Raw genomic sequence first — 19,157 nt, 5'->3', positions numbered from 1 at the left:
TAAATCCCCTACAAATTCCACAAAAATTCCATCAGATACATATTGACATAAATATTTATTTGTGTTATAATTAAATATTTACCTATTGTGTTTATTTTCAGTTTTGAGTAATATATGCATTAGCCTCACGGCGTCGCTCTTATTATCAATCACGGAGGGATATAATGTACATTGCTCAAGGAATAGAAATGCTCGAGATTACAACGCAGGTTATGGGTGGAAAAGACACGATTTACCCCACGCTACTCTGGGATGAACATGCCGCCGTACTCGTCGATACCGGATTCCCGGGTCTACTCTCTACTTTCAAAGAGGCTCTAAAAGAAGCGCATGTGCCTTGGGAGAAGCTCCGTATCCTTATTATCACGCATCAGGATTTAGACCATATCGGTTGCCTCCCTGCCCTATTGGCTGATGAAGATCTAGAGCTTACTGTTCTGGCTCATGAAATTGAGCAGCCTTATATTCAAGGAGAGCGAATGCTCCTTAAGCACACTCCTGAAGCTTTAGCGGCGGCAGCGGCTATGATCCCAGCTCATGTACCTGAGGAATGGCGGCGTGCCTTCCTCTCTGTATTAGCCCATCCTCCTAAAGGAAAAGTGGATCAAACGCTTGTGGATGGAGAAAAGTTACCTTTTGCCGGTGGAATTACGGTGATCCATACCCCTGGCCATAGCCCAGGGCATCTCAGTCTTTACCATCATGATAGCCGTACACTTATTGCCGCCGATGCCTTGACCGTTCAGGATGGCGAGCTACAGGGTCCCACTCCTTCCGCCACCCCTGACATGGAGCTGGCTTTGGCCTCTCTGAACAAGTTCTCTGAGTATGAGATCGATACGGTCATTTGTTATCATGGCGGACTCTACCGCGGAGATGCAAACAGACGTATTGCTGAACTAGCAGAAGGAAAAGGAAAGCTGTAATGATACAAAAGAAGACAGAGCCTGAAATCCGGCTCTGCCTTCTCTTGTTATATATAATCGTTATTCTTCATTATCACTTAAGACTCTGAACCCACCGTAAACCGTTCACGAATATGCTGCGGCTGTTCGATTTCATCGACAATAGCAACGGCATAATCTTCGTAGCTGACATAACTCTCACCTTTGGAGTTCACCAGAAGATTATCCTTACCTTTTACATAAGAACCCGTTCTTGTGCCGATGGCAAAATTAGCAGATGGGCTAACAAAGGTCCAAGAGAGTGCATCTGTCCCTTGCAGAATCTCCAGATTCTTGGCTTGATTCGTCGCTGTTGGCTTAATAAAGTCAGGAAAATCATTCGTATCCACTACTTTAAGCGTTTTGGCTTCATCTACATAAAGACTTCCTGCACCCCCAACTACAATTAATCTTGTATCGGGCGAAGCCTTCAACGCTTCAATAAGCACATTCCCGGCATCCACATGCAGATGTTCTTGTCCAAACGGCGCACCAAAAGCATTCACAACCACATCGAACCCCTGCAAATCTTCAGCGGTAAGTGCAAATACATCCTTTTCAACGATATTCGCTTTACTATTTGTTACTTTAGATGCATCCCGCACAATCGCTGTAACTTCATGACCTCTATCCAACGCTTCCTGCGTAATTCGGCTTCCAGCTTTTCCACTTGCTCCAACAACTGCGATTTTCATATGATTGTCCTCCTGAGTTTACGATGTTTTCGCTTTAATATTTATATCAAGGAGCTCCTGAACGATGGTTCTATCGATATCGAGATCAAATTTTCTCCCCCAAAAGCATTCCGTGCCCCGTTGAGTGATCCGATCATAGTCTTCAATCGTTAGCGTTCTAGGATAATCCGGTCCTGTTTCCCAATCTGTATACCGCTTAATTTCATTCAGCACATGCATCTTATAAACACTATTCAAAATTATCGTATGGAAAAAGATTTCATCTCCACATAAAGTGTTCCTAAAAAATCTGACGTATTCCGGAGAGCTTTTTGTAAAATCCAAGATATATTCCATACATCCACCTGTAATAGACATCCAGTTTGAGCCTTTATATAAACCGTTCGGCAGAGCGCTTAATCTTCTTTGCAGAAACGAAACGCTCATAATTAGTTTAATGTACCTCATTCGGATCGCTGTCATACGCCGGGTCCTTGAGATGAGGAATCTAGGATAATAAACTGAGACCCGCTCGTAACATCCCCAAGTTTCCGCAGCATTGGGCAGCTGCAAATACTTCACAAATTCCTTACCTTCATTCCCCTTAAAGAAATCCAGAATCACTTCATTTGAAGCCAGAGGCAGATCCTGACCGCTTAGGATGTGGATATAATTGAAATCCCCATGTTCTTTGATCAGCGAAAAGCACTTCAAAATGCATTCAATCTGGCTGTAATGCCCCCACTGCACATCAATAGGCTTTTCCACAAAATGAATATCGTTACGATGAATAATATCAGCTTCAATATTACTTTTCTGATCGACATGAAGGAAAAACTCTACGGACTCGTTAGTTAAACTATCGATTAGCAAATTGATCTGCTCCGGATTCTTATGACAAAGAATGATATACGCCATTTTGAATGCTTCCAACAAACTTCACCCTTCCGCCCATCTATTTCCAATATTATAAAATAAATGGACGAAAATGGATATATAATTATCTCTCTAAAACAAGTCTGATTCCAATGTTCCATGGATCTTGGAATGTAGGAGTTCCATTCACTTCTGTAACTGCGTAACCAGCCTGCCGAACTCGCTCCACCACAGCGTTGCGTTCCTCTTCATTCGTAAGAATTAAGGTAAAATAATCAATCCCTACAGTATCAGCTGGAGCCGCAGGTGCGCCCTGTCCGGCCCAAACATTCAGCCCGATATGGTGATGATAGCCACCAGCAGAGATAAACATAGCAGCACTTCCATAATTAGCTGTTAGTTCAAAACCAAGCAAATCGACGTAGAAGGCTTTCGCCTTATTTAAATTCCCCACATGAAAGTGTACATGCCCAATCACTGTTCCCGCTGGCAGCCCGTTCCATGATAAACCTTCAGAAGCCGCCAATAGTCCATCTACATCCACTGGATCAGTGGACATCATTACATGCCCTTCCGCATCATATTTCCATTCACTCTTAGGACGATCTCGATAGATTTCAATCCCATTATTATCTGGATCCTGAATATACAACGCTTCACTGACCAGATGATCCCCCTGCCCCACTTCAATCCCCGAAGAGATCAAATTGCGCACAACCAATCCAAGGCTAGGACGATCTGGAACAAGGATAGCAAAATGATACAACCCAGCCACAGAATTAGGACGGATCACCCGCGCATTTTCAATCTCCCGCAAAATCAATAACACATTCTGACCGTCAGCGGTCATTTCAACTTCGCGGCCAGTCTGCCGCAAAACTCTTAACCCCACAACATTCTGATAAAAGGTGAGCGAACGCTCCAAATTGCTTACTCTAATCTGCACCAGACCGATCTGAGTGTCTGGTTGAAGTATTGTTTTAGTCGTCATTATAAATTCCTCCCAATCATGCTGTAACTGTTTTAGTTACAAATTAACTATCTTTAGTATAGTTACCTTCTATATGTTTGTCAATTACCTATAAAAAAATCATGTCGACTGGTGCACAGCCAAACATGATTCACAGGAACATATAATAAGTAATTCAAAAAAAGGTTTCCGGGTATTTCAACTCTCCCTTAATCCTCTGCAGTACGCCTTCCTTCAGCTCACAGACCATAAAGACATTCTCCGGTACCGCGAATTGTTTCAACTCCAGCCCATGTAGCCCTGCGGGTTGAAATCCGAATCTTGGATAATATTCGGGATGCCCGATCAAAAAGACAAGCTCATATCCGAGCGTTCTACATCTTTCTAACCCTTCTTGGATCAGCGCCTTGCCGATTCCTTGCTTCTGAACGAATGTTTTCGACCAACTGCGCTTCATCTTCCCGATCACCAAAAGCCTTAACATTCACTTGAAATACTTCATTATAGTCTGCCACAGTTTCTGCTCTAATTCTCATTTTTGTTGCTCCATTCCAGTAAATATTCGGATACACTGGATTCCAAAAGGCCGATCAAGTCTTCATCCATATACTTATAGTCATCAGCTATGTTCAGGCAAATTATTTTTTTGCCCCTTACACAGTCTCTAAATTTATCTTGAATTCTTCGAACATGTTTCTTCTCCATCACAAAAATCACATCCGCCCAACCCAAATGCCCTTCAGAAATTTTAATTCTGGCATGATCTTCAGTCCCTGCTGATCTCACTTCATGACCATCAATTCCTTGAAAGATCTTCTCCGCAGTTAGACTCCGCCAGCGATTCTGGCTGCAGACAAACAGGAGTTTAATAAGTGCACCTTCCTTATCCGATTGTTAAAAAGATATTTATTGTCTCGCCTGCTTCGTGTATTCAATCAACCAACAATCTCTTAGCTCTCCTTCATGTTGTTCGTGCTGTTCAAGGTATTTCTTTTTCACAAAGCCAATCTTTTCGTATACTCTAAGGGCTCTTTTATTCCAGGCTTGCGGGTCCATGACAATTTTTTCAGCCTGTTTTGCTTCGATAAGATAATTAACCGTTTCTTTAATGAGTCGCGAACCCATTCCTTGATTCCATAAATCAGGCTCGCCAATAAACTGGTCCATCCCAAAGATTTGACCTTCGAATCCCACGTAGCCGTACACCTCTAATTCTTCATCATCTATAAGATAGAACTGGAGATAACCTATATCCCGCTCCTTGTATTGCACAATACACCGCGTAACTTCGGCTTGCTCGTCGTAAAAATGCTCCTTCACCAGCTCCAAATCATGCGGGCGATCACGACCTTCATAGAACTCCAGTACAACGGGATCTGAAAGCCATTTTACAAGTAATGCGGCATCGTTTAGCTCAAGTGTTCTCAGTCTGATCTCTTGCTTTTCAAAAATAATCATAACGCACCATACAGTTCATGAAGTGGTCTGTAGCTTGGATGTTCTTCTATTTCCGTTACGACAACACCTTGCTCGGAGTCAATCACACGGTAGGCCTTAGCTTCTTCTCTGGTCGACATCACTTTATATTCCTTATCTTTATAGATGATTGCACAATTGTTATCCACCGCGATTCCAGGCAAACCTCCACCTTTAACCATGCGTGTAAAATCTTCAACCCGAATATCCTCATTATAATGCGGACAATGAATGCCCGGCAGAATCCCCATGGCTTCAAGCTTGATATACTGCCATTCCCCCTGATCGTCGAACGCCTCAGAGTCACTATGCCCATATTCAAACCAACAGATGGAACCTGCGCTAAGCCCGGCCAATACGGTTCCAGAGGAATAAGCTTCTTTCAAAAGCGTATCTACCCCTGTATTTTTCCAAATCTCCAGCATCTTTCGGGTATTGCCTCCACCAACATAAATCAAATCAGCAGCTGTAATTAAATCTGTAATCTCATCATGAGTGTAGGTTTGGCTCACAAGCAATAAGTGACTTGTTTCACATCCAAGAATATCGCCATATACTTTGCTAAAAGTATCACAATATCCCGGCACATCACTACTGGCTGTTGGAATAAATAACGCCTTCGGCTTAGCCTTTTGAGTTAGCTGCACAACTTTACGATCAATTTCCAGCGTTTCAAGCTCGATTAACTCTCCCCCGCCAATCACTACGATAGTGCCCATGATTTCCCCTTCTTTCACTAGGATTACATCCTATTGCTCACTCTTGGCTTACCGATGCTTGCAAAATATTCCTCTGCCAAAATGCTGTAGATCTCCAGATCCACCAGCCCTTTACCTGACCATACATGCGCCTGCCTTAACGTGCCTTCTTTCGTAAAGCCATTTTTCAAAAGCACCCGCTTCGATCGTTCATTAAAGGGCATAACCTCAGCTTGAATTCGATTGACTTCTGCAGTCTCAAATAAATATTTCACCACTAACTGAATGGCCTGAGCTGCAATTCCTTTTCCCCAATAAGGTTCCGCCAAAAAGTAACCGATCGTCACCATATCCACCTTTTGATTAAAATCCATAACTTCGATGATACCTAGCAATATGTAAGGGTTATTTTTGAGGAAAATCCCCCATTTCACTCTTACCCCTTTGGTAAAATCACGTTCGAAATGACCGATCATATTCTTGACTGTATCTTTATTATGTTTCGGAATAATTCCACAGTACTCAAACACTTGATCATTGCTATATATCCCAAATACCTCATTAAGGTTGCTGACTTCAATCTTTTTCAGTAATAATTGCTCGGATTCCAAAGTAGGGAATTGCTCAAATACGTGACTAAGCTTCAATTTGTTCCCTCCATTACTTTTTGATGGCTTGGATCAGGGTTGCAGTTTGACTTTTTGTTTCCTTTATTATCCTTTCCTTTATTATCCCCGGACACTTCCCCTGTACTGCGCGGTTCTAAGCTCACGAATATAAGGCTCTGCAGCTGGCATATCTGCCTCAACGGCCTGTTGAACAGCTAACTCGATGTCATAAGGCACTCTTACAAATTGCATATTCAAAGGAGCTGCTGACACTCCCATGTATTCTCCCTCCATAATCACATAAGATGCCTGGGTTAGATCAAGCGGATTCCCCACACTGCCTACGTTAAATAAGGTCTTACCTTCTAGATGTTGAATAAAAGCATTATGAATATCCCCATAACCTACGATATCCGCTTGTCGTTTTTCCTGGCAGAGATCAGAATAATCAAACAAAGATAATCGCTTTTCATAATCATCCCAAGGTTGAACACGTTCATACAGGCTTCGTGGCGAAGCATGAAATAATCGCACAAATTTACCACTCAACATAAACTCAATCGAAAACGGCAACGTGCTTAAATAAGCTAGGCGCTCTTGACCTAACAACCCGCGGCACCACCGAGCCATCTCAAAATCAACATCCTGATTCATTAAATCATCCCAGTTCCCCATAACACTGATTTCACAATTCTTTTTTATGATATCAACGGCTAGGTCTGAGTCCGGTCCTTTTCCAACAATATCGCCTAAACAAAAGACTCTGCTGATTCCCCGCTGCTGGATGTCATCTAAAACGGCCGTAAGGGCTGGTATATTTCCATGAATGTCTGAGATTATTGCAATTTGCTCCACTGTAGAACCTCCGTATATATTGATCTTTAAAAAAATTACTTATCCTAAAACTAATTGTACTGCATCAGCGGCTGTTGCTCGTTTATAGGGCATTTTGCCTTTCTTTTCGCTCATTCTGCGACTGTTGCTCATTTATAAGGCATTTTTGCCTTTCTTTTCACACTTTCAGCGGCTGTTGCTCATTTATAAGGCATTTTTGCCTTTCTTTTCGCTCATTCTGCGACTGTTGCTCATTTATAGGACATTTTTGCTTCTCTTTTTGCTACTTTGGATGATTTCAGCCAAATCCGAGGCGTTTATACCGTACATTTTACCATTCCAGCTACTTCAGCCCATTTCAACGGCATTTATACCGTACATTTCACCATTTCAGCCACTTCAGCACATTTCAACGGCATTTATACCGTACATTTCATCATTCCAGCCACTTCAGCACATTTCAACGGCATTTATACCGTACATTTCACCATTCCAGCTACCTCAGCCCATTTCAACGGTATTTATACCGTACATTTCATCATTTCAGCCACTTCAGCACATTTCAACGGCATTTATACCGTACATTCCACCATTCCAGCTACCTCGTTCTAGTCACACTTAATCTTTTGTAAACTTTATGGATTGTAAAATATCCTCTATCCTCTTCATATCTTCTTTATGTACTTCATCCACACTATAAGGGAACTGCACCATAAATGACATTTCCGGTTCCTCAATAACGTAATAGATAGCTTTTCCTTTACTCCCTTCCTCTTCGAATACTTCAGTTTCGTACTTTATGGACTCTAACCCGCCTAAACTAGCTTTACTTTTTGTCAGCTCCGCCCCGTTGTTGTAATTCGTTTGGGCATCCTCGAGCCATTTGTTGACAAGCTCCATGTCCTTAGGCTTAAATCCAAAGAGCATTACTCCCGGACCTTTAAGTCCCTCAGCAGGTTTATAATCAGTCGTAGAGACTATCAACCATAATGGCGCTCCATACTTCTCAGTTACAACCCAATCATCCGGATAGTTAAAGGTGATTCCAAAATTAGTATCCTCGTATTTAGTGGTATCCTTTGATTCATTACATCCGGTAATCATTACTATAATTAGTAGTATAGGCAGTAATTTCTTTAACATTCTTTAGCTCTCCCTCAATGTATGTATGTATATTATCTTTAATCCGGCTTCTAAATACAGATTCTATATTCTCTCTCACTTCCCTTCTTTGACCCTAAACCTAATTAAGCCAAAAAAGACCAGAATCACGTTTTCACATGTTCTGGCCTTTCTTCTAAGCTGTGATATGGAGGAATCATAGTTCTGGCATTTCATTCACAATCTGTTCCAATGTAACCTCCTGGAGAACATTCTCCATTGCTTTTTGGGCGAGTGAGAACACAGGTACAATTGCACTGGCTATATTCTTGCCAACAGGACAATCTGGATTAGGATGCTCATGTACAGAAAACAACGAGTCCTCTTCCACCGCATTAACTGCCTTATAAATCTGCAGCAGCGTAATCTCGGATGCGCTACGTGTAAGCGAAGCGCCTGCGACTCCGGGGCGTGCATTTACTAGTCCTGCTTTTTGCAGCATACTCGTAAGCCGACGGATAACTACAGGGTTTGTGTTTACGCTACCAGCTATCCACTCCGACGTGCTTTTGCCTTCTTTATTGCTGTCAATCAACGTTAATATATGAATGGCTACCGCAAATCGGGTGCTAATATTCATGGAAATCTCTCCTTCTGCCTTGCTGCAAAACATCCTTCAGATGCAACTATAATAGTTACATTTCATGCATTTGTCAAACTTTTGAGGATATGAACAACTTATAATCTATCAATATCTTCCATATAGATTATTCCTCAATATGACACATATTATTGAATCCAACATCAAGAATTCAAGAACTGCATTTACTTTTACAGTAAATAGAGCAATACTTTTGAAATGATTAAATATAGATAGGTTGGTGCATTTTAATGAAAAAAGATCGTTGGGACATATTTTTAATAATAATAGCTGTCTTTGAATTTATTAATATAACCTACAGTTTAATATTCGAACAATCCATAGAGTGGTTTTCTTTGATTATATTAATTCTCTTTGTTTCTTTAATTGTTAATTCTAATATAAGTAAAAACAAAAAAAATGATTAAATACAACTGCCAAATGGCACTCGTATCCTAAGTATCTTTTCCTATCTTATCGAATTCCTTTAGGATCTCAGCCACCTGGGCAGCATATTTTTTACTCAGACGCGATTTGCCAAGATTACTCTTCACAATCTTAAGGATTCGGGCATCTCGGCTCTTTGCAAATCTCTCCAGCATAACAAAGCCTTCTTCAGGCTCATTCGCCACAAATACACTCAAGCTGTATTCAAGTCCCTTAGATAATACACGAAAATGCTCAGCGTCCTCATGTTGCGCTCCCCCACCATCTATACTCTCCATGATTCCGGCAGCCATCTGAAGACAATATAGCGTATTTTCTTTCTTTTTTAAAAGAGGAGGATGCGCTAATGCCGCTACAAAAGCCCGTTGCTCAAGCCTGTTCGCACCCTTCTCCCACATGTCAATCAGCTGCCTGAGCAGGGTGAAATCATCCTCCCCTATACTTTGCAGCGCCATAGCAGACGCTTCACGCACCCTCCATCGCGAATCATTCATAGCTGTCTTGATGATGTTTTGAATCACTACTTGCTGCTCTTCTCCAGCGTAACTGTAATAAGCACCCAACGCCCTAACTGCACAAAACGGCAGAAACTCACGGGGATCATTCACCCCAGCTTCAGCTTCACTAATGTCAGTCCAAGAGACGAGCAGCTCCCAGCCTGTATCTGTTAGATTAGGATGAGCGAATTGTTTGGCAAAATGGTCTGAGAGCTCCAAATTCACTCGTGGTCCTGGGAGTTTACTCTCCTGCATCATCAAATCATTAAGCTGTACCCACAGCTCCTTATCGTTTACCCATTGCTGAAACGGCACTTCAATCATCTTTTGCTCAGCCATCTCTGGTCCCTCCGATAGTTATCTTCAGATTCGAACGATTCCTTGCATCGCATATGCGAGTTTCCTGTTCCATCAATATTTGATCAAATCTCCAGCATTAATCACTCATGGACATTTTACATCACATCAATGACTTATGCATATAACCGATGAGGGAATATTAACACCTTGGCAGAAAACTTCAAATCTAGATAAAGCGAAAACGTGCAAGACAAAAAGCAACTTATCTGTAGATAAGCCGCTTCTCTGTAACAAGTTCAATATCACCTAGGCTTAGATCGTTAAAAAGCATCCAATAGTTGCATGCAATCCTGGTGAAATTGGCATTGGTTTACCACTGAAACCTCCCCGGGAAATAAAGGGTTTTGCGCACATACGGCTAATTTATATTTCTCATCAATATGATACTGCTTAAAGTGATACAATCCGATTGTGTCATCGTTCTCCAATTGAATTCCGTTGTTTAAACGAAACGAAAACGAGTTCAATGGAAGAGATAATCCCTTCCCTATCGCTTTGATATAGCTTTCTTTAAGTGTCCAAAGGTCAAAGAACAGACTCATCCGGCCCATCTCTTCACATTCCGTCAATTGGACATATTCATCTTGCGAAAAAAAACGCTTAGCAATATTAAGATCGGCTTGCTGAATCTGCTCAATGTCAATACCGATCGGCAATTCATCCAATGCGCAAACCACCCATTCTCCTGAATGCGAAATATTAAACTCTACAGTACCCTCCCTTTTTTTTAGGGAGGGTTTTCCGTAGACATTTGTAACAAACTCGAGATCGCGGTTGTTCACTTTTAACCGTTTATTTAAGCTTACACGAACCAGCAATTCAGCAATAAGAGAATGCTGTAACGCTTCCACTCTTTTAAAGCGTTTAAGCCGCTCTCTCTTTTGTTGGGGGATGCGCCACATTAATGTTTCTAACGCAGGTTCAGATATTAGCTCAGCCACCTTCACCCCGAAAATCTCCATCGCTCATCGCTACTCCTTCAGCTCATAAGTACTTGCGGATCCTATTCATGAAAGGACAACACGTCATTCTCTATAAAAGCATCCTTCTCTACAATTTTCCGCTTATAATTCCTTACTTTTGCATCATCTTTCTCACCTTGAAGTGCAAAAAAACTATCCCGTGTTTCATCAGAAATTCCCCAGAATTTTTGCATCACCAAGGAAGTATGCATGTAACTTTCTTCACCATCTTTATAAATTCCAAAATCAAAAAGCTGTTCCTTCACCTGTTCATATAGCTGTGTGCCAACATAAGGAACATTAATATTTATCACATAATTATCAGCCTTTAAGGCTTTAAAAAAAGGTAACATCTCTATATAATCTTGGTCATTGAATCCAGGGCATCCCAGCAAAATATAGGCTGTCCGTTTGATTCCCGCCTCCGCTGCCATGCGGAAAGCTTCCTCGACTTCCGTCAATCTAATTCCTTTATTCACCACTTGCAGCATACTTTGATTGGCCATTTCTACACCAAATTTCAAATGCACGCACCCCGACTGCTTCATCTTATCAAGGATATTCTGTCTCACACAGATGTCCACGCGCGCCTCTGCCCACCAGTGAAACTCAGAGTACTCCTCTTTTAGTTCAATCAGCAATCTAAGCATTTCTGAAGTGCGTTTGCCTAAGCCCGGCAGAAAGATCATATCTGAGAAATAAAATCCAAATACATGCATATGTTCAATGCGGTAGCGGATTTCGCTAACAAAACGTTCGGGAGACATAAAGGAGACATTGCAGCCACGCAGCGAGGGCTGATAACAGAATGTACAGCGTTTGGGGCACCCGCGCATAGACATAATGTAGTCCCAGTCTTCCGGCTTATTTTTCTGCGCTAAATATGAATCTGTCAATATCGGAAGATCGTTTAATTGCTGGGCCCATTTAACAGGCAGCATTCCCCTTGCATTCTCCTCTACTACAGAAACCGCAAGGTCCTCACCTTCTCCAACAATGATCGTATCCAAATCAGCCGTATCCTTCAGCTTGGCATGTTTAAGCAAATGTCCATAACCAATACAGGTAACCTTATCTCCCCATCTCTTCTTTATCTCTTTTGCAAGGTATGCACAGGACTGAGTACTTCCAAGCTCGACAGTAGGCATCAGAACATCGCCAACACCAATAAACACATAATCAGGCTGAAAGCATTCTAGCTCATTTATGACCATATCAAAGCTTTCATGCCCCCGAGTACAGCGTTCCTGCATAAGCCAGCTGTTCATAGTCATACTGTACCGCTCTGTATAATCATGATCATCTGGAGCATTATCGCCATTAATTAACGTGACTGCATGACCCCTACGATGCAATATCTCCGCTATGTAATGCATAGCAGGACTGATCCTATTGTTTTTCGACTCAATAAGCCGGTAAAACGGGGGAATAACACAGGCTACTCTTTTACTCTGACGATCTGCCATTGATTTCGGCCTCCATTGTTAAATTTTAGTGAAACTGAGGTCTGAATCTGAGACGATGGAAGAACCGACTTTGGCAGCGGAACCGGGAAGTGTTCCAAATCTGGCACCCAAAAAACTGGCAGAGAATTGGGGCATCCAGCCATGCACATTAAAGCAGCCATTTCGGTCAAAACCGGCAATTAACATTCCCGAACGGTCGTATCTCCCTCTTGGAAGCCAAATCCAGTATTCCGAATCCGGGGTATTACCTGTCAAAAATCTCACTCTAGCCACGAACAGAAGATACCTTTCCAAACTAAAGTTAAGATCCCCGCTGTCTTCCACCAAGTGTGCAACCTCTAGCCCTGTGTGTTTCATTAATGAAGGCGACAGCGCAGCCGATGTGCGAATCCAGCAATCTTCCTGCTCCGTTGCGGCTGTCACAAGTGGATCTTTTAAGGCCCAGCTTGAAATTCTTGTAAGCTCACCAATCTGTTCCCGTGTAATTCCCTTGGGAAAGCACAAAATAATTTCTCCATTTTCTCTCGATGAACGAATCTCTTCGCTTGTAAAAGGACAAGGCGATAGTTCGAATTTTCTGCCAATGATCTGATCTACCCCCATCCCACGATACCAGGATTCAAGCTCCAGACGCAGCATTTCGGGATCATCCGGTGAATGCTCAAGGTTTGCGGTAAACCGTTTGAGATCCGTCCGCTGAAGCACATTTGCGTTTAGCATATTATCTATAAGCTTTAACATTTGGTTCTTAGAGTTCTCCATTTCAATAAACCTCCTATACTTCTAAATCTTGTAGTATTCATTAATTTTTCTGCCTGCTGCAGTTAGCCAGCGATTGGACCGCAATGATGATATGTCTAATGTTTGTGCGGAATTCCCGGCTATTTCTTCACTGATTAGGAGTCCGGCGGCCGGGCTGTGCATAAAACCATGTCCGCTGAATCCTGACGCATGGTAAAACCCCTGGATTTTGTTATCAGCGCCCAGCACCGGATGGGAGTCCAGCGTGTCATCATAATACCCTCCCCAGCAGGATTTGATGGTTGCTTCCTGGAGACGAGGCAGTCGACGAAGAGCAGCTTCCAGATGTTTATATTCCCATTCCGGGTCTGAGTAGTTGTAATCCGGATCTTCGCATACCCCTGCAACAAAGGGCTTATTCAAGCCCGTTAACAGACCGCCTGTCTCCTTATGTAAGCCTAGACCTTCCCCGGGGAACACAATAACGGGAAAATCGGCGGGCAGCCATGGGAGCACATCTGTAACCAACAACTGCTGATGGCAGGGGATTACCGGCAACTCAATTCCGGCTTTAGCAGCCACAAATTTGGACCAGGGGCCTGTAGCATTTACAACAACTCGCGAAGTTATCGCTCCTTCTGACGTTACCACTTGCTGTATCGCGGAACCGTCAGTAATAAAGTCCGTTACAGCGACTCCAGGATAATATTTGACACCCAGCTCTCTGGAGAGCCGAATATACGCGTTTGTAATCTTATTGGGGTCGATCAATCCATCCTGCTTATTGTAAGTTGCACCGGCTACATCCTCGAGAACCAGCATCGGCAGCTTCTTTTGAATCTGCTTAGGCTCCATCCATTCCGTTTGCACACCCAACCTTTGCTGCAAAAGCATCGCATCATAAAACTCGGAAAGATTATCTTGTGCCGTGAAAATAAACATATATCCGCACTGGTCCATTTCATCCTGAACAAGGTTATACGAATCAAGCTGCTCCAGCAATCGAAAACTTAACTTGGACAATTCAATATTTATCTCCGTTGTAAACTGACTTCGCATCCCGCCTGCGCAGATAGATGTGGTTGCTCCGCCTAAACTTCCGCTTTTCTCAAGCACTACCACATCGGTTATCCCTTTTTTGGCTAAATAGTAGGCTGTACATGCCCCGACTGCTCCAGATCCAATAATAACAACTTCACATTTATCGGGTATCACCGAGAATTCTCCTTTTCTTCTATTTTGCTGATTACAGTACTAAACTCTTTCAAAAGCGCTGACAGAAGCGCGCGCTCTTGCTCATCGATACTCTCCACTGTGCGTGCAGCGATCCGCAACAGGTTAAGGTCAGGCTCAAGATGATATTTCACCAAAATGTTTCTGAGAATAAGAGTGGTTTCGTATATATCCTCATAGCCTTTCATAATGAAATCAGAAAGGTTATATCCACATTGAGACAAATATCCAAGCCTGTTAACCATGCATTTTTTGTGCTCCCAGAGTAAATGAAACGGACGAACACAATAGAAAATTTCGTTACGCGCCAACCTATCTAAATAGTCTAGCAGCGCCCCATACACCTTCATCCCCCAACACGAACCTCCATCTGTTTCCGGGCAGGTTACCATGGTTTTCGGCTGGCGTGAATAGTAATAATCCCCTAGGCTTGCGATCAGTGTAGTTGGCTCAAAATGCATCTTATCAGCTTCATTTAGCCGGACAGAGCGAATCGAATGCCGCTCGAATGCATGAGCGCGCAGCGATGATATGATCTGATCGGCGGGAAGCTCATGAAACTCGAAGATTTTATCGTAATCCGAGCCAGCAATACTAAATGTATGACTAAGATCATCATAGCCGTAAATCATAAAATTCCTTTCGAAATGAACCTTATTAAAATAGTGCTTACCTTCTATATAAAATTCATCCAAGCTTACTTCGACATACTCCTTCTCGGCAAGACAATCCAAGATCTGTTTTACAGCAACACGTTCAGGACCAAGCCTGATCTCTTTAAAATTCAGATAGGGGAAATGCCCCAAAGATTGCTCGGGTGACAGAAATTCAAGATCCATCACATCCATATTCGCTCCAAGATATAAATGAATATAATGGTTATGCAGCCAATCCATCTTACAAGAGCAGACTTCCACTACACTGAGCAGATGAGAACTGTTCATGCTGCTGTTCACCATAGGGTACTTGATCGGCAGGTTAGGCATCTGTGGCACATCCTTCACCATTTTTACTCCAGAGATATGCCGTTAAATCTCCAACCGTAGGAAAATGTCCTGCTACCAAAAGGTAAGGATCAAAGTCCAATTGCAACGCCCGCTCAACTTCAACAATAAATTTGATGTAAGTAAGCGAATCCATTTCCAGATCTGTGAACGCACTTTCGGGCTCCAAGGAAATATCACACTTTACAAATAGGCGCAGCAATACCTCCACCCGCTGTTGTATTTGGTCCATCATATCCTCCCTGTCCATCATTTATCTCTGGCCTAATGTTCCTTCGCCTACTTGCAAAATTTCTTCCAATGACATTCCTAATTGAGATAACACTGATTTCGTCAGCTGTCCTTGGGCTGCAGCTGAGGACGGTTCAGACAGCATGTCCGCCATTCTTGCAATCGTAAATTCGCCTAGGTACAACTCCATAATGGTTATGTTTGTATTGAATCTTTTGTTGACAATACTAACTAGCTTTAGAGCTAATAACGAATGGCCGCCCAGATCAAAAAAATTCTCGGAAACGCCGATCGCACGGCCCTCCAAACTCAACAACTCTTGCCAGATAGATTCTATCTCTGCCTGAAACTCATTTTTAGGAAGTAGAGCGCTGCTCACTTCTTTAAATCTCACATCAGGCAGCGGAAGCGCCTGGCGATCAACCTTGCCATTTCGATTTAACGGAAATCTCTCAAGTTTCATAAAGATGCCAGGAATCATATAGGCCGGCAAATACGCTCTCGCATAGTTTCGCAGCTCCGCAGCAGCAATCTCTTCATCGCTCACATAATAGGCAATCATAAGCTGCCCCCCGTTATTCTGCTTCAGCGGATGGACAAGAATCTCTTTGATCCGGTTGTAACGGCGAAATACGGCCTCGATTTCACCCAGTTCTATCCGCGCACCGTTGAGCTTGATTTGTTGATCTGTTCTTCCCCCATAAATAATCGTGCCGTCTTCGAGGAATTTGCCCATGTCTCCTGTGCGGTACAGACGTTCAGCAGCAGGATGTCTGGAGTAAGGATTGGGTACAAAACTGCGGTTAGTCAGCTCTTCATTTCCGATGTATCCTAGGCCCACTCCTATTCCGCCAATACATATTTCTCCGTAAACCCCAACGGGAACCGGCAGAAGATACTTATCCAGAATGTAAATTCGGAGATTGGAAATCGGTTTGCCGATCGGAACACTTGAATGGCCTCGGCCTTCCGCACAGTCCCAGCAGGTTACATCAATGGCTGCCTCAGCGGGCCCGTACAAGTTGAACAAACGCGCAGCGGATTTAGAGAAAAAAGAATCACGTAATGTGGTACTCAGCTCTTCTCCACTGCAAATGACATTTTTAAGTGAAATGCAGTTTTCTATTGGAACGGAGTCCATAAACTGCTGCAGTATGGCCGGAACAAAATGAATGGTCGTAATATGCCTTTCGACAATCACATTCCCAATATATTCGGGATCATGCGGTTTATCCGGTCGGGCTAATACCAATTCCGCTCCATGCAGTAATGGCCACAGCAGCTCCCATACTGCCACATCAAAAGTGAGCGGTGTCTTCTGCAGCACTTTATCGGTCTCATCCAAACCAAACTGCCGCTGCATCCAAAGAAGCCGGTTGTATAATCCCTCATAGCTGTTCATCGCGCCCTTCGGGGTTCCGGTTGAACCGGAAGTATAGATAACATAGGCTAAATCGCTGGGCTCGGCCGGCTCATTGTGCACAATTTCACACCTTAAGTCAGCTGAATAAGAGCTAATCCCGACGAGGACCACCTTATGCATCGGTTTAAACAGAGCCGCATATTGTTCCTGGGTGATGATCAGTGCACACGACGACTCACAAATCATATGGGCCAGACGTTTGGAGGGCAGCTGTGGATCAAGCGGCATAAATGCCCCGCCGCATTTAATTACCGCCAGAATTGAGGTGACTAGCTCAACAGATCTCTCCAAGCCCAATCCAACAAGGCTGCCACGCCCGATCCCCAATTGCATCAGCCTCGAAGCAAGCATATCTGAGGCCAGATCAAGCTCCTCATAACTCATGTTGTCTTCTTCGCTCAAAAATACAGCCCGCAGATGACTATGCTTCTCAGCTTGTTTTTTGATCTGGCTTATGAACCTTCGGCTGTCCAGACAGCCGAAATCGGTACAAGTATCATTCCATTCGTAGATCACTTTATTGATTTCTTCCGCGGTCAAAAACATGTGGCTGCTAACCGTAGCCTCCGGTCGCTGCAGCAGCTGCTGGAGAATGTTAATGTAGTGGTAATGGAATTGCCTCAATGAGGCCGCGTACCATTTATCATTGTTGTATTCGTAAAATAATTGCACTCCGCTTCCGGTATCATTAAGCCCAATCGTCAGGTCAAAGGCCGAAGAGCTTTTATCTGCCTTTAACGCTTCAACAGTTAGGTTGGATAACTCCAAATCCGTTTTGCCGCTCTGCACATAAGTAAACATCGTTTGAAACAGCGGATTTTCCCCTGGCCTGCGATCTGGATGCATAATACTGACCAGCTTGTCGAAAGAGACTTGTTGATAGGCAATGCCCTCATTAATTGTTTCTTTCTCTTTATTCAAAACTTCAAAGAAGCTGTCTTCAGTCTGCACATTGGTGGTGAGTGGCAACGTATTGGCAAAAAAACCGATAAGATTCCTTACTTCAATGCGGTTACGGTTAGCCATGGTTGAGCCGATAATCAGGTTAGACTGACCGGTGTATCTAAACATCAGGACCCGGTAGGCTGCCAGCATAACGTTATAGACCGTGAATTCGGGGTGACGTTTTATAAAATCCAGCATTTCATTATAGGCATCCTGCGGCAACTCTCCCCCATAATTGCACTCCGAATCGGTTGGTCCAGCAGCTTCAGGCATTGCCGCAAGATTTAAATCAAGCCGCGTATCTGCCGAAGCTAACTTGTTGCTCCAATAATCCATTAGTGTTGAATTGCCGGCATTTGCAATATATTTTTGTTCCCAGACCGCATAAGCAGAATACTGTACCGGCAATTCAGGCAAGCGTGCCACCCTGCCTTCTTCCAAAGCGTTGTAGATCTCCCTGAATTCATTTGTAAAAATATCCAGAGACAACGCATCTGAAATGCTGTGATGGAAACGAAATATCAGTAAATGCTCGGTTGGGCTCATCTGCACCAGTACCGCCTCAAATAAAGAGCCTCCATTTAATTCGAACGGTTTATTAATCTCCATTACCAACCAATCCAGCGCCTGTTTCTCCATCTCTGACTCAAGACAATCCAGACGCTCAATCCTGACCGTTGCGGGCTGTGGAACCGTCTTTTGGTAAGGTTCCCCGTCTTTTTCGTAAAATACAGTGTCTAAAATTCGATGCCTTTCCTTCAAGATACCCAGACATTCAGTCAAGTGTTTATAATTCAGACAACCCTTCAAGCGGTATTGTATCGTCATATTGTAAGCGGAGCTGGTAGGGTTCAATTGATGCAAAAACCATAATCTGCGCTGAGCACCGCTCAGCGGAATATCAGTTAAATCGGAATCAGCACGGATAGGAGGGAGACTTCTATGCATTCGCTCGGCCTGCAGCAGCGCTTCCCAATTTGATAAACCTCGAGTCATACTTCATCCTCCCGATTCTTGGAATTAAAAA

20 protein-coding genes and 1 pseudogene are annotated in these 19,157 nt (G+C 43.2%); 2 read left to right on the top strand and 19 right to left on the bottom strand.

The window, feature by feature from the left end; genetic code table 11:
• Window positions 1-164: 164 nt before the first annotated feature.
• Complete coding sequence (locus tag MKY14_RS02745) at window positions 165-926, top strand: MBL fold metallo-hydrolase (RefSeq protein WP_339281982.1); 762 nt, start codon at window positions 165-167, stop codon at window positions 924-926.
• 77 nt (window positions 927-1,003) lie between these two features.
• Here MKY14_RS02745 and MKY14_RS02740 read toward each other — a convergent pair whose 3' ends face one another.
• From MKY14_RS02740 to MKY14_RS02700, 9 genes are all read right to left on the bottom strand, one after another.
• The gene (locus MKY14_RS02740; protein ID WP_340975736.1) at window positions 1,004-1,639 is read right to left on the bottom strand and encodes an NAD(P)-dependent oxidoreductase; all 636 of its coding nucleotides are present in this window, start codon (window positions 1,637-1,639) and stop codon (window positions 1,004-1,006) included.
• Window positions 1,640-1,657: 18 nt separating this feature from the next.
• Entirely contained in the window at window positions 1,658-2,551 is an 894-nt protein-coding gene (locus MKY14_RS02735; RefSeq protein WP_340975734.1) for a beta-1,6-N-acetylglucosaminyltransferase, read from the bottom strand.
• Between the two features lie 67 nt (window positions 2,552-2,618).
• Window positions 2,619-3,485 (bottom strand): VOC family protein, encoded by an 867-nt coding sequence (locus MKY14_RS02730; RefSeq protein WP_340975731.1) that lies wholly within the window; start codon window positions 3,483-3,485, stop codon window positions 2,619-2,621.
• A gap of 154 nt (window positions 3,486-3,639) precedes the next feature.
• Window positions 3,640-3,921: a GNAT family N-acetyltransferase gene (locus tag MKY14_RS02725; protein WP_256715847.1), complete on the bottom strand. Its 282-nt coding sequence runs from the start codon at window positions 3,919-3,921 to the stop codon at window positions 3,640-3,642.
• Between the two features lie 68 nt (window positions 3,922-3,989).
• Window positions 3,990-4,334 carry a low molecular weight protein tyrosine phosphatase family protein gene (locus tag MKY14_RS02720; RefSeq protein WP_076218945.1) on the bottom strand — a complete coding sequence of 115 codons (345 nt, stop codon included), beginning with the start codon at window positions 4,332-4,334 and terminating at the stop codon, window positions 3,990-3,992.
• A gap of 36 nt (window positions 4,335-4,370) precedes the next feature.
• Window positions 4,371-4,922 (bottom strand): GNAT family N-acetyltransferase, encoded by a 552-nt coding sequence (locus tag MKY14_RS02715; RefSeq protein ID WP_076129949.1) that lies wholly within the window; start codon window positions 4,920-4,922, stop codon window positions 4,371-4,373.
• Window positions 4,919-5,677 (bottom strand): Type 1 glutamine amidotransferase-like domain-containing protein, encoded by a 759-nt coding sequence (locus MKY14_RS02710; RefSeq protein ID WP_340975727.1) that lies wholly within the window; start codon window positions 5,675-5,677, stop codon window positions 4,919-4,921. The genes MKY14_RS02715 and MKY14_RS02710 overlap by 4 nt, the downstream gene beginning before the upstream one ends.
• Before the next feature lie 5 nt (window positions 5,678-5,682).
• Window positions 5,683-6,285, bottom strand: a complete 603-nt coding sequence (locus tag MKY14_RS02705) for a GNAT family N-acetyltransferase (RefSeq protein ID WP_051491425.1) — start codon at window positions 6,283-6,285, stop codon at window positions 5,683-5,685.
• 81 nt (window positions 6,286-6,366) lie between these two features.
• The gene (locus MKY14_RS02700; RefSeq protein WP_076309930.1) at window positions 6,367-7,101 is read right to left on the bottom strand and encodes a metallophosphoesterase family protein; all 735 of its coding nucleotides are present in this window, start codon (window positions 7,099-7,101) and stop codon (window positions 6,367-6,369) included.
• Between the two features lie 267 nt (window positions 7,102-7,368).
• Between MKY14_RS02700 and MKY14_RS02695 the strand changes: the two genes are divergently transcribed.
• Window positions 7,369-7,692, top strand: coding sequence for a hypothetical protein (locus MKY14_RS02695; protein ID WP_340975725.1), 324 nt, complete (start codon window positions 7,369-7,371; stop codon window positions 7,690-7,692).
• 6 nt (window positions 7,693-7,698) lie between these two features.
• Here the strand turns inward: MKY14_RS02695 and MKY14_RS02690 are convergent, their stop codons facing one another.
• The 10 genes and pseudogenes from MKY14_RS02690 to MKY14_RS02645 all read right to left on the bottom strand — a co-directional run bounded on the left by MKY14_RS02690 (window position 7,699) and on the right by MKY14_RS02645 (window position 19,126).
• Entirely contained in the window at window positions 7,699-8,223 is a 525-nt protein-coding gene (locus tag MKY14_RS02690) for a hypothetical protein (RefSeq protein WP_076129947.1), read from the bottom strand.
• A 175-nt stretch (window positions 8,224-8,398) separates the two neighbouring features.
• Window positions 8,399-8,821, bottom strand: coding sequence for an Rrf2 family transcriptional regulator (locus tag MKY14_RS02685; protein WP_076100677.1), 423 nt, complete (start codon window positions 8,819-8,821; stop codon window positions 8,399-8,401).
• 455 nt (window positions 8,822-9,276) lie between these two features.
• Window positions 9,277-10,104 (bottom strand): HEAT repeat domain-containing protein, encoded by an 828-nt coding sequence (locus tag MKY14_RS02680; protein WP_340975722.1) that lies wholly within the window; start codon window positions 10,102-10,104, stop codon window positions 9,277-9,279.
• Between the two features lie 377 nt (window positions 10,105-10,481).
• A pseudogene (locus MKY14_RS02675) lies at window positions 10,482-11,072 on the bottom strand (4'-phosphopantetheinyl transferase family protein); the annotation flags it as partial.
• 56 nt (window positions 11,073-11,128) lie between these two features.
• Window positions 11,129-12,553, bottom strand: coding sequence for a B12-binding domain-containing radical SAM protein (locus MKY14_RS02670; protein WP_076129944.1), 1,425 nt, complete (start codon window positions 12,551-12,553; stop codon window positions 11,129-11,131).
• Window positions 12,554-12,571: 18 nt separating this feature from the next.
• Entirely contained in the window at window positions 12,572-13,315 is a 744-nt protein-coding gene (locus MKY14_RS02665) for a hypothetical protein (RefSeq protein WP_036685943.1), read from the bottom strand.
• A 21-nt stretch (window positions 13,316-13,336) separates the two neighbouring features.
• Window positions 13,337-14,509: an NAD(P)/FAD-dependent oxidoreductase gene (locus MKY14_RS02660; RefSeq protein WP_076129943.1), complete on the bottom strand. Its 1,173-nt coding sequence runs from the start codon at window positions 14,507-14,509 to the stop codon at window positions 13,337-13,339.
• Complete coding sequence (locus MKY14_RS02655) at window positions 14,506-15,513, bottom strand: hypothetical protein (protein WP_340975720.1); 1,008 nt, start codon at window positions 15,511-15,513, stop codon at window positions 14,506-14,508. The genes MKY14_RS02660 and MKY14_RS02655 overlap by 4 nt, the downstream gene beginning before the upstream one ends.
• Entirely contained in the window at window positions 15,506-15,766 is a 261-nt protein-coding gene (locus MKY14_RS02650) for an acyl carrier protein (protein ID WP_175617289.1), read from the bottom strand. The genes MKY14_RS02655 and MKY14_RS02650 overlap by 8 nt, the downstream gene beginning before the upstream one ends.
• A gap of 18 nt (window positions 15,767-15,784) precedes the next feature.
• The gene (locus tag MKY14_RS02645; protein ID WP_076189798.1) at window positions 15,785-19,126 is read right to left on the bottom strand and encodes a non-ribosomal peptide synthetase; all 3,342 of its coding nucleotides are present in this window, start codon (window positions 19,124-19,126) and stop codon (window positions 15,785-15,787) included.
• Window positions 19,127-19,157 lie beyond the last annotated feature (31 nt).

The sequence above is a fragment of the Paenibacillus sp. FSL R5-0887 genome, assembly GCF_038002305.1.
In the GTDB taxonomy this organism is placed as follows: Bacteria; Bacillota; Bacilli; order Paenibacillales; family Paenibacillaceae; genus Paenibacillus_AQ; species Paenibacillus_AQ odorifer.
Note: the sequence above shows the minus strand (reverse complement) of the source record. Positions and strands in the feature narration are given on the sequence as shown.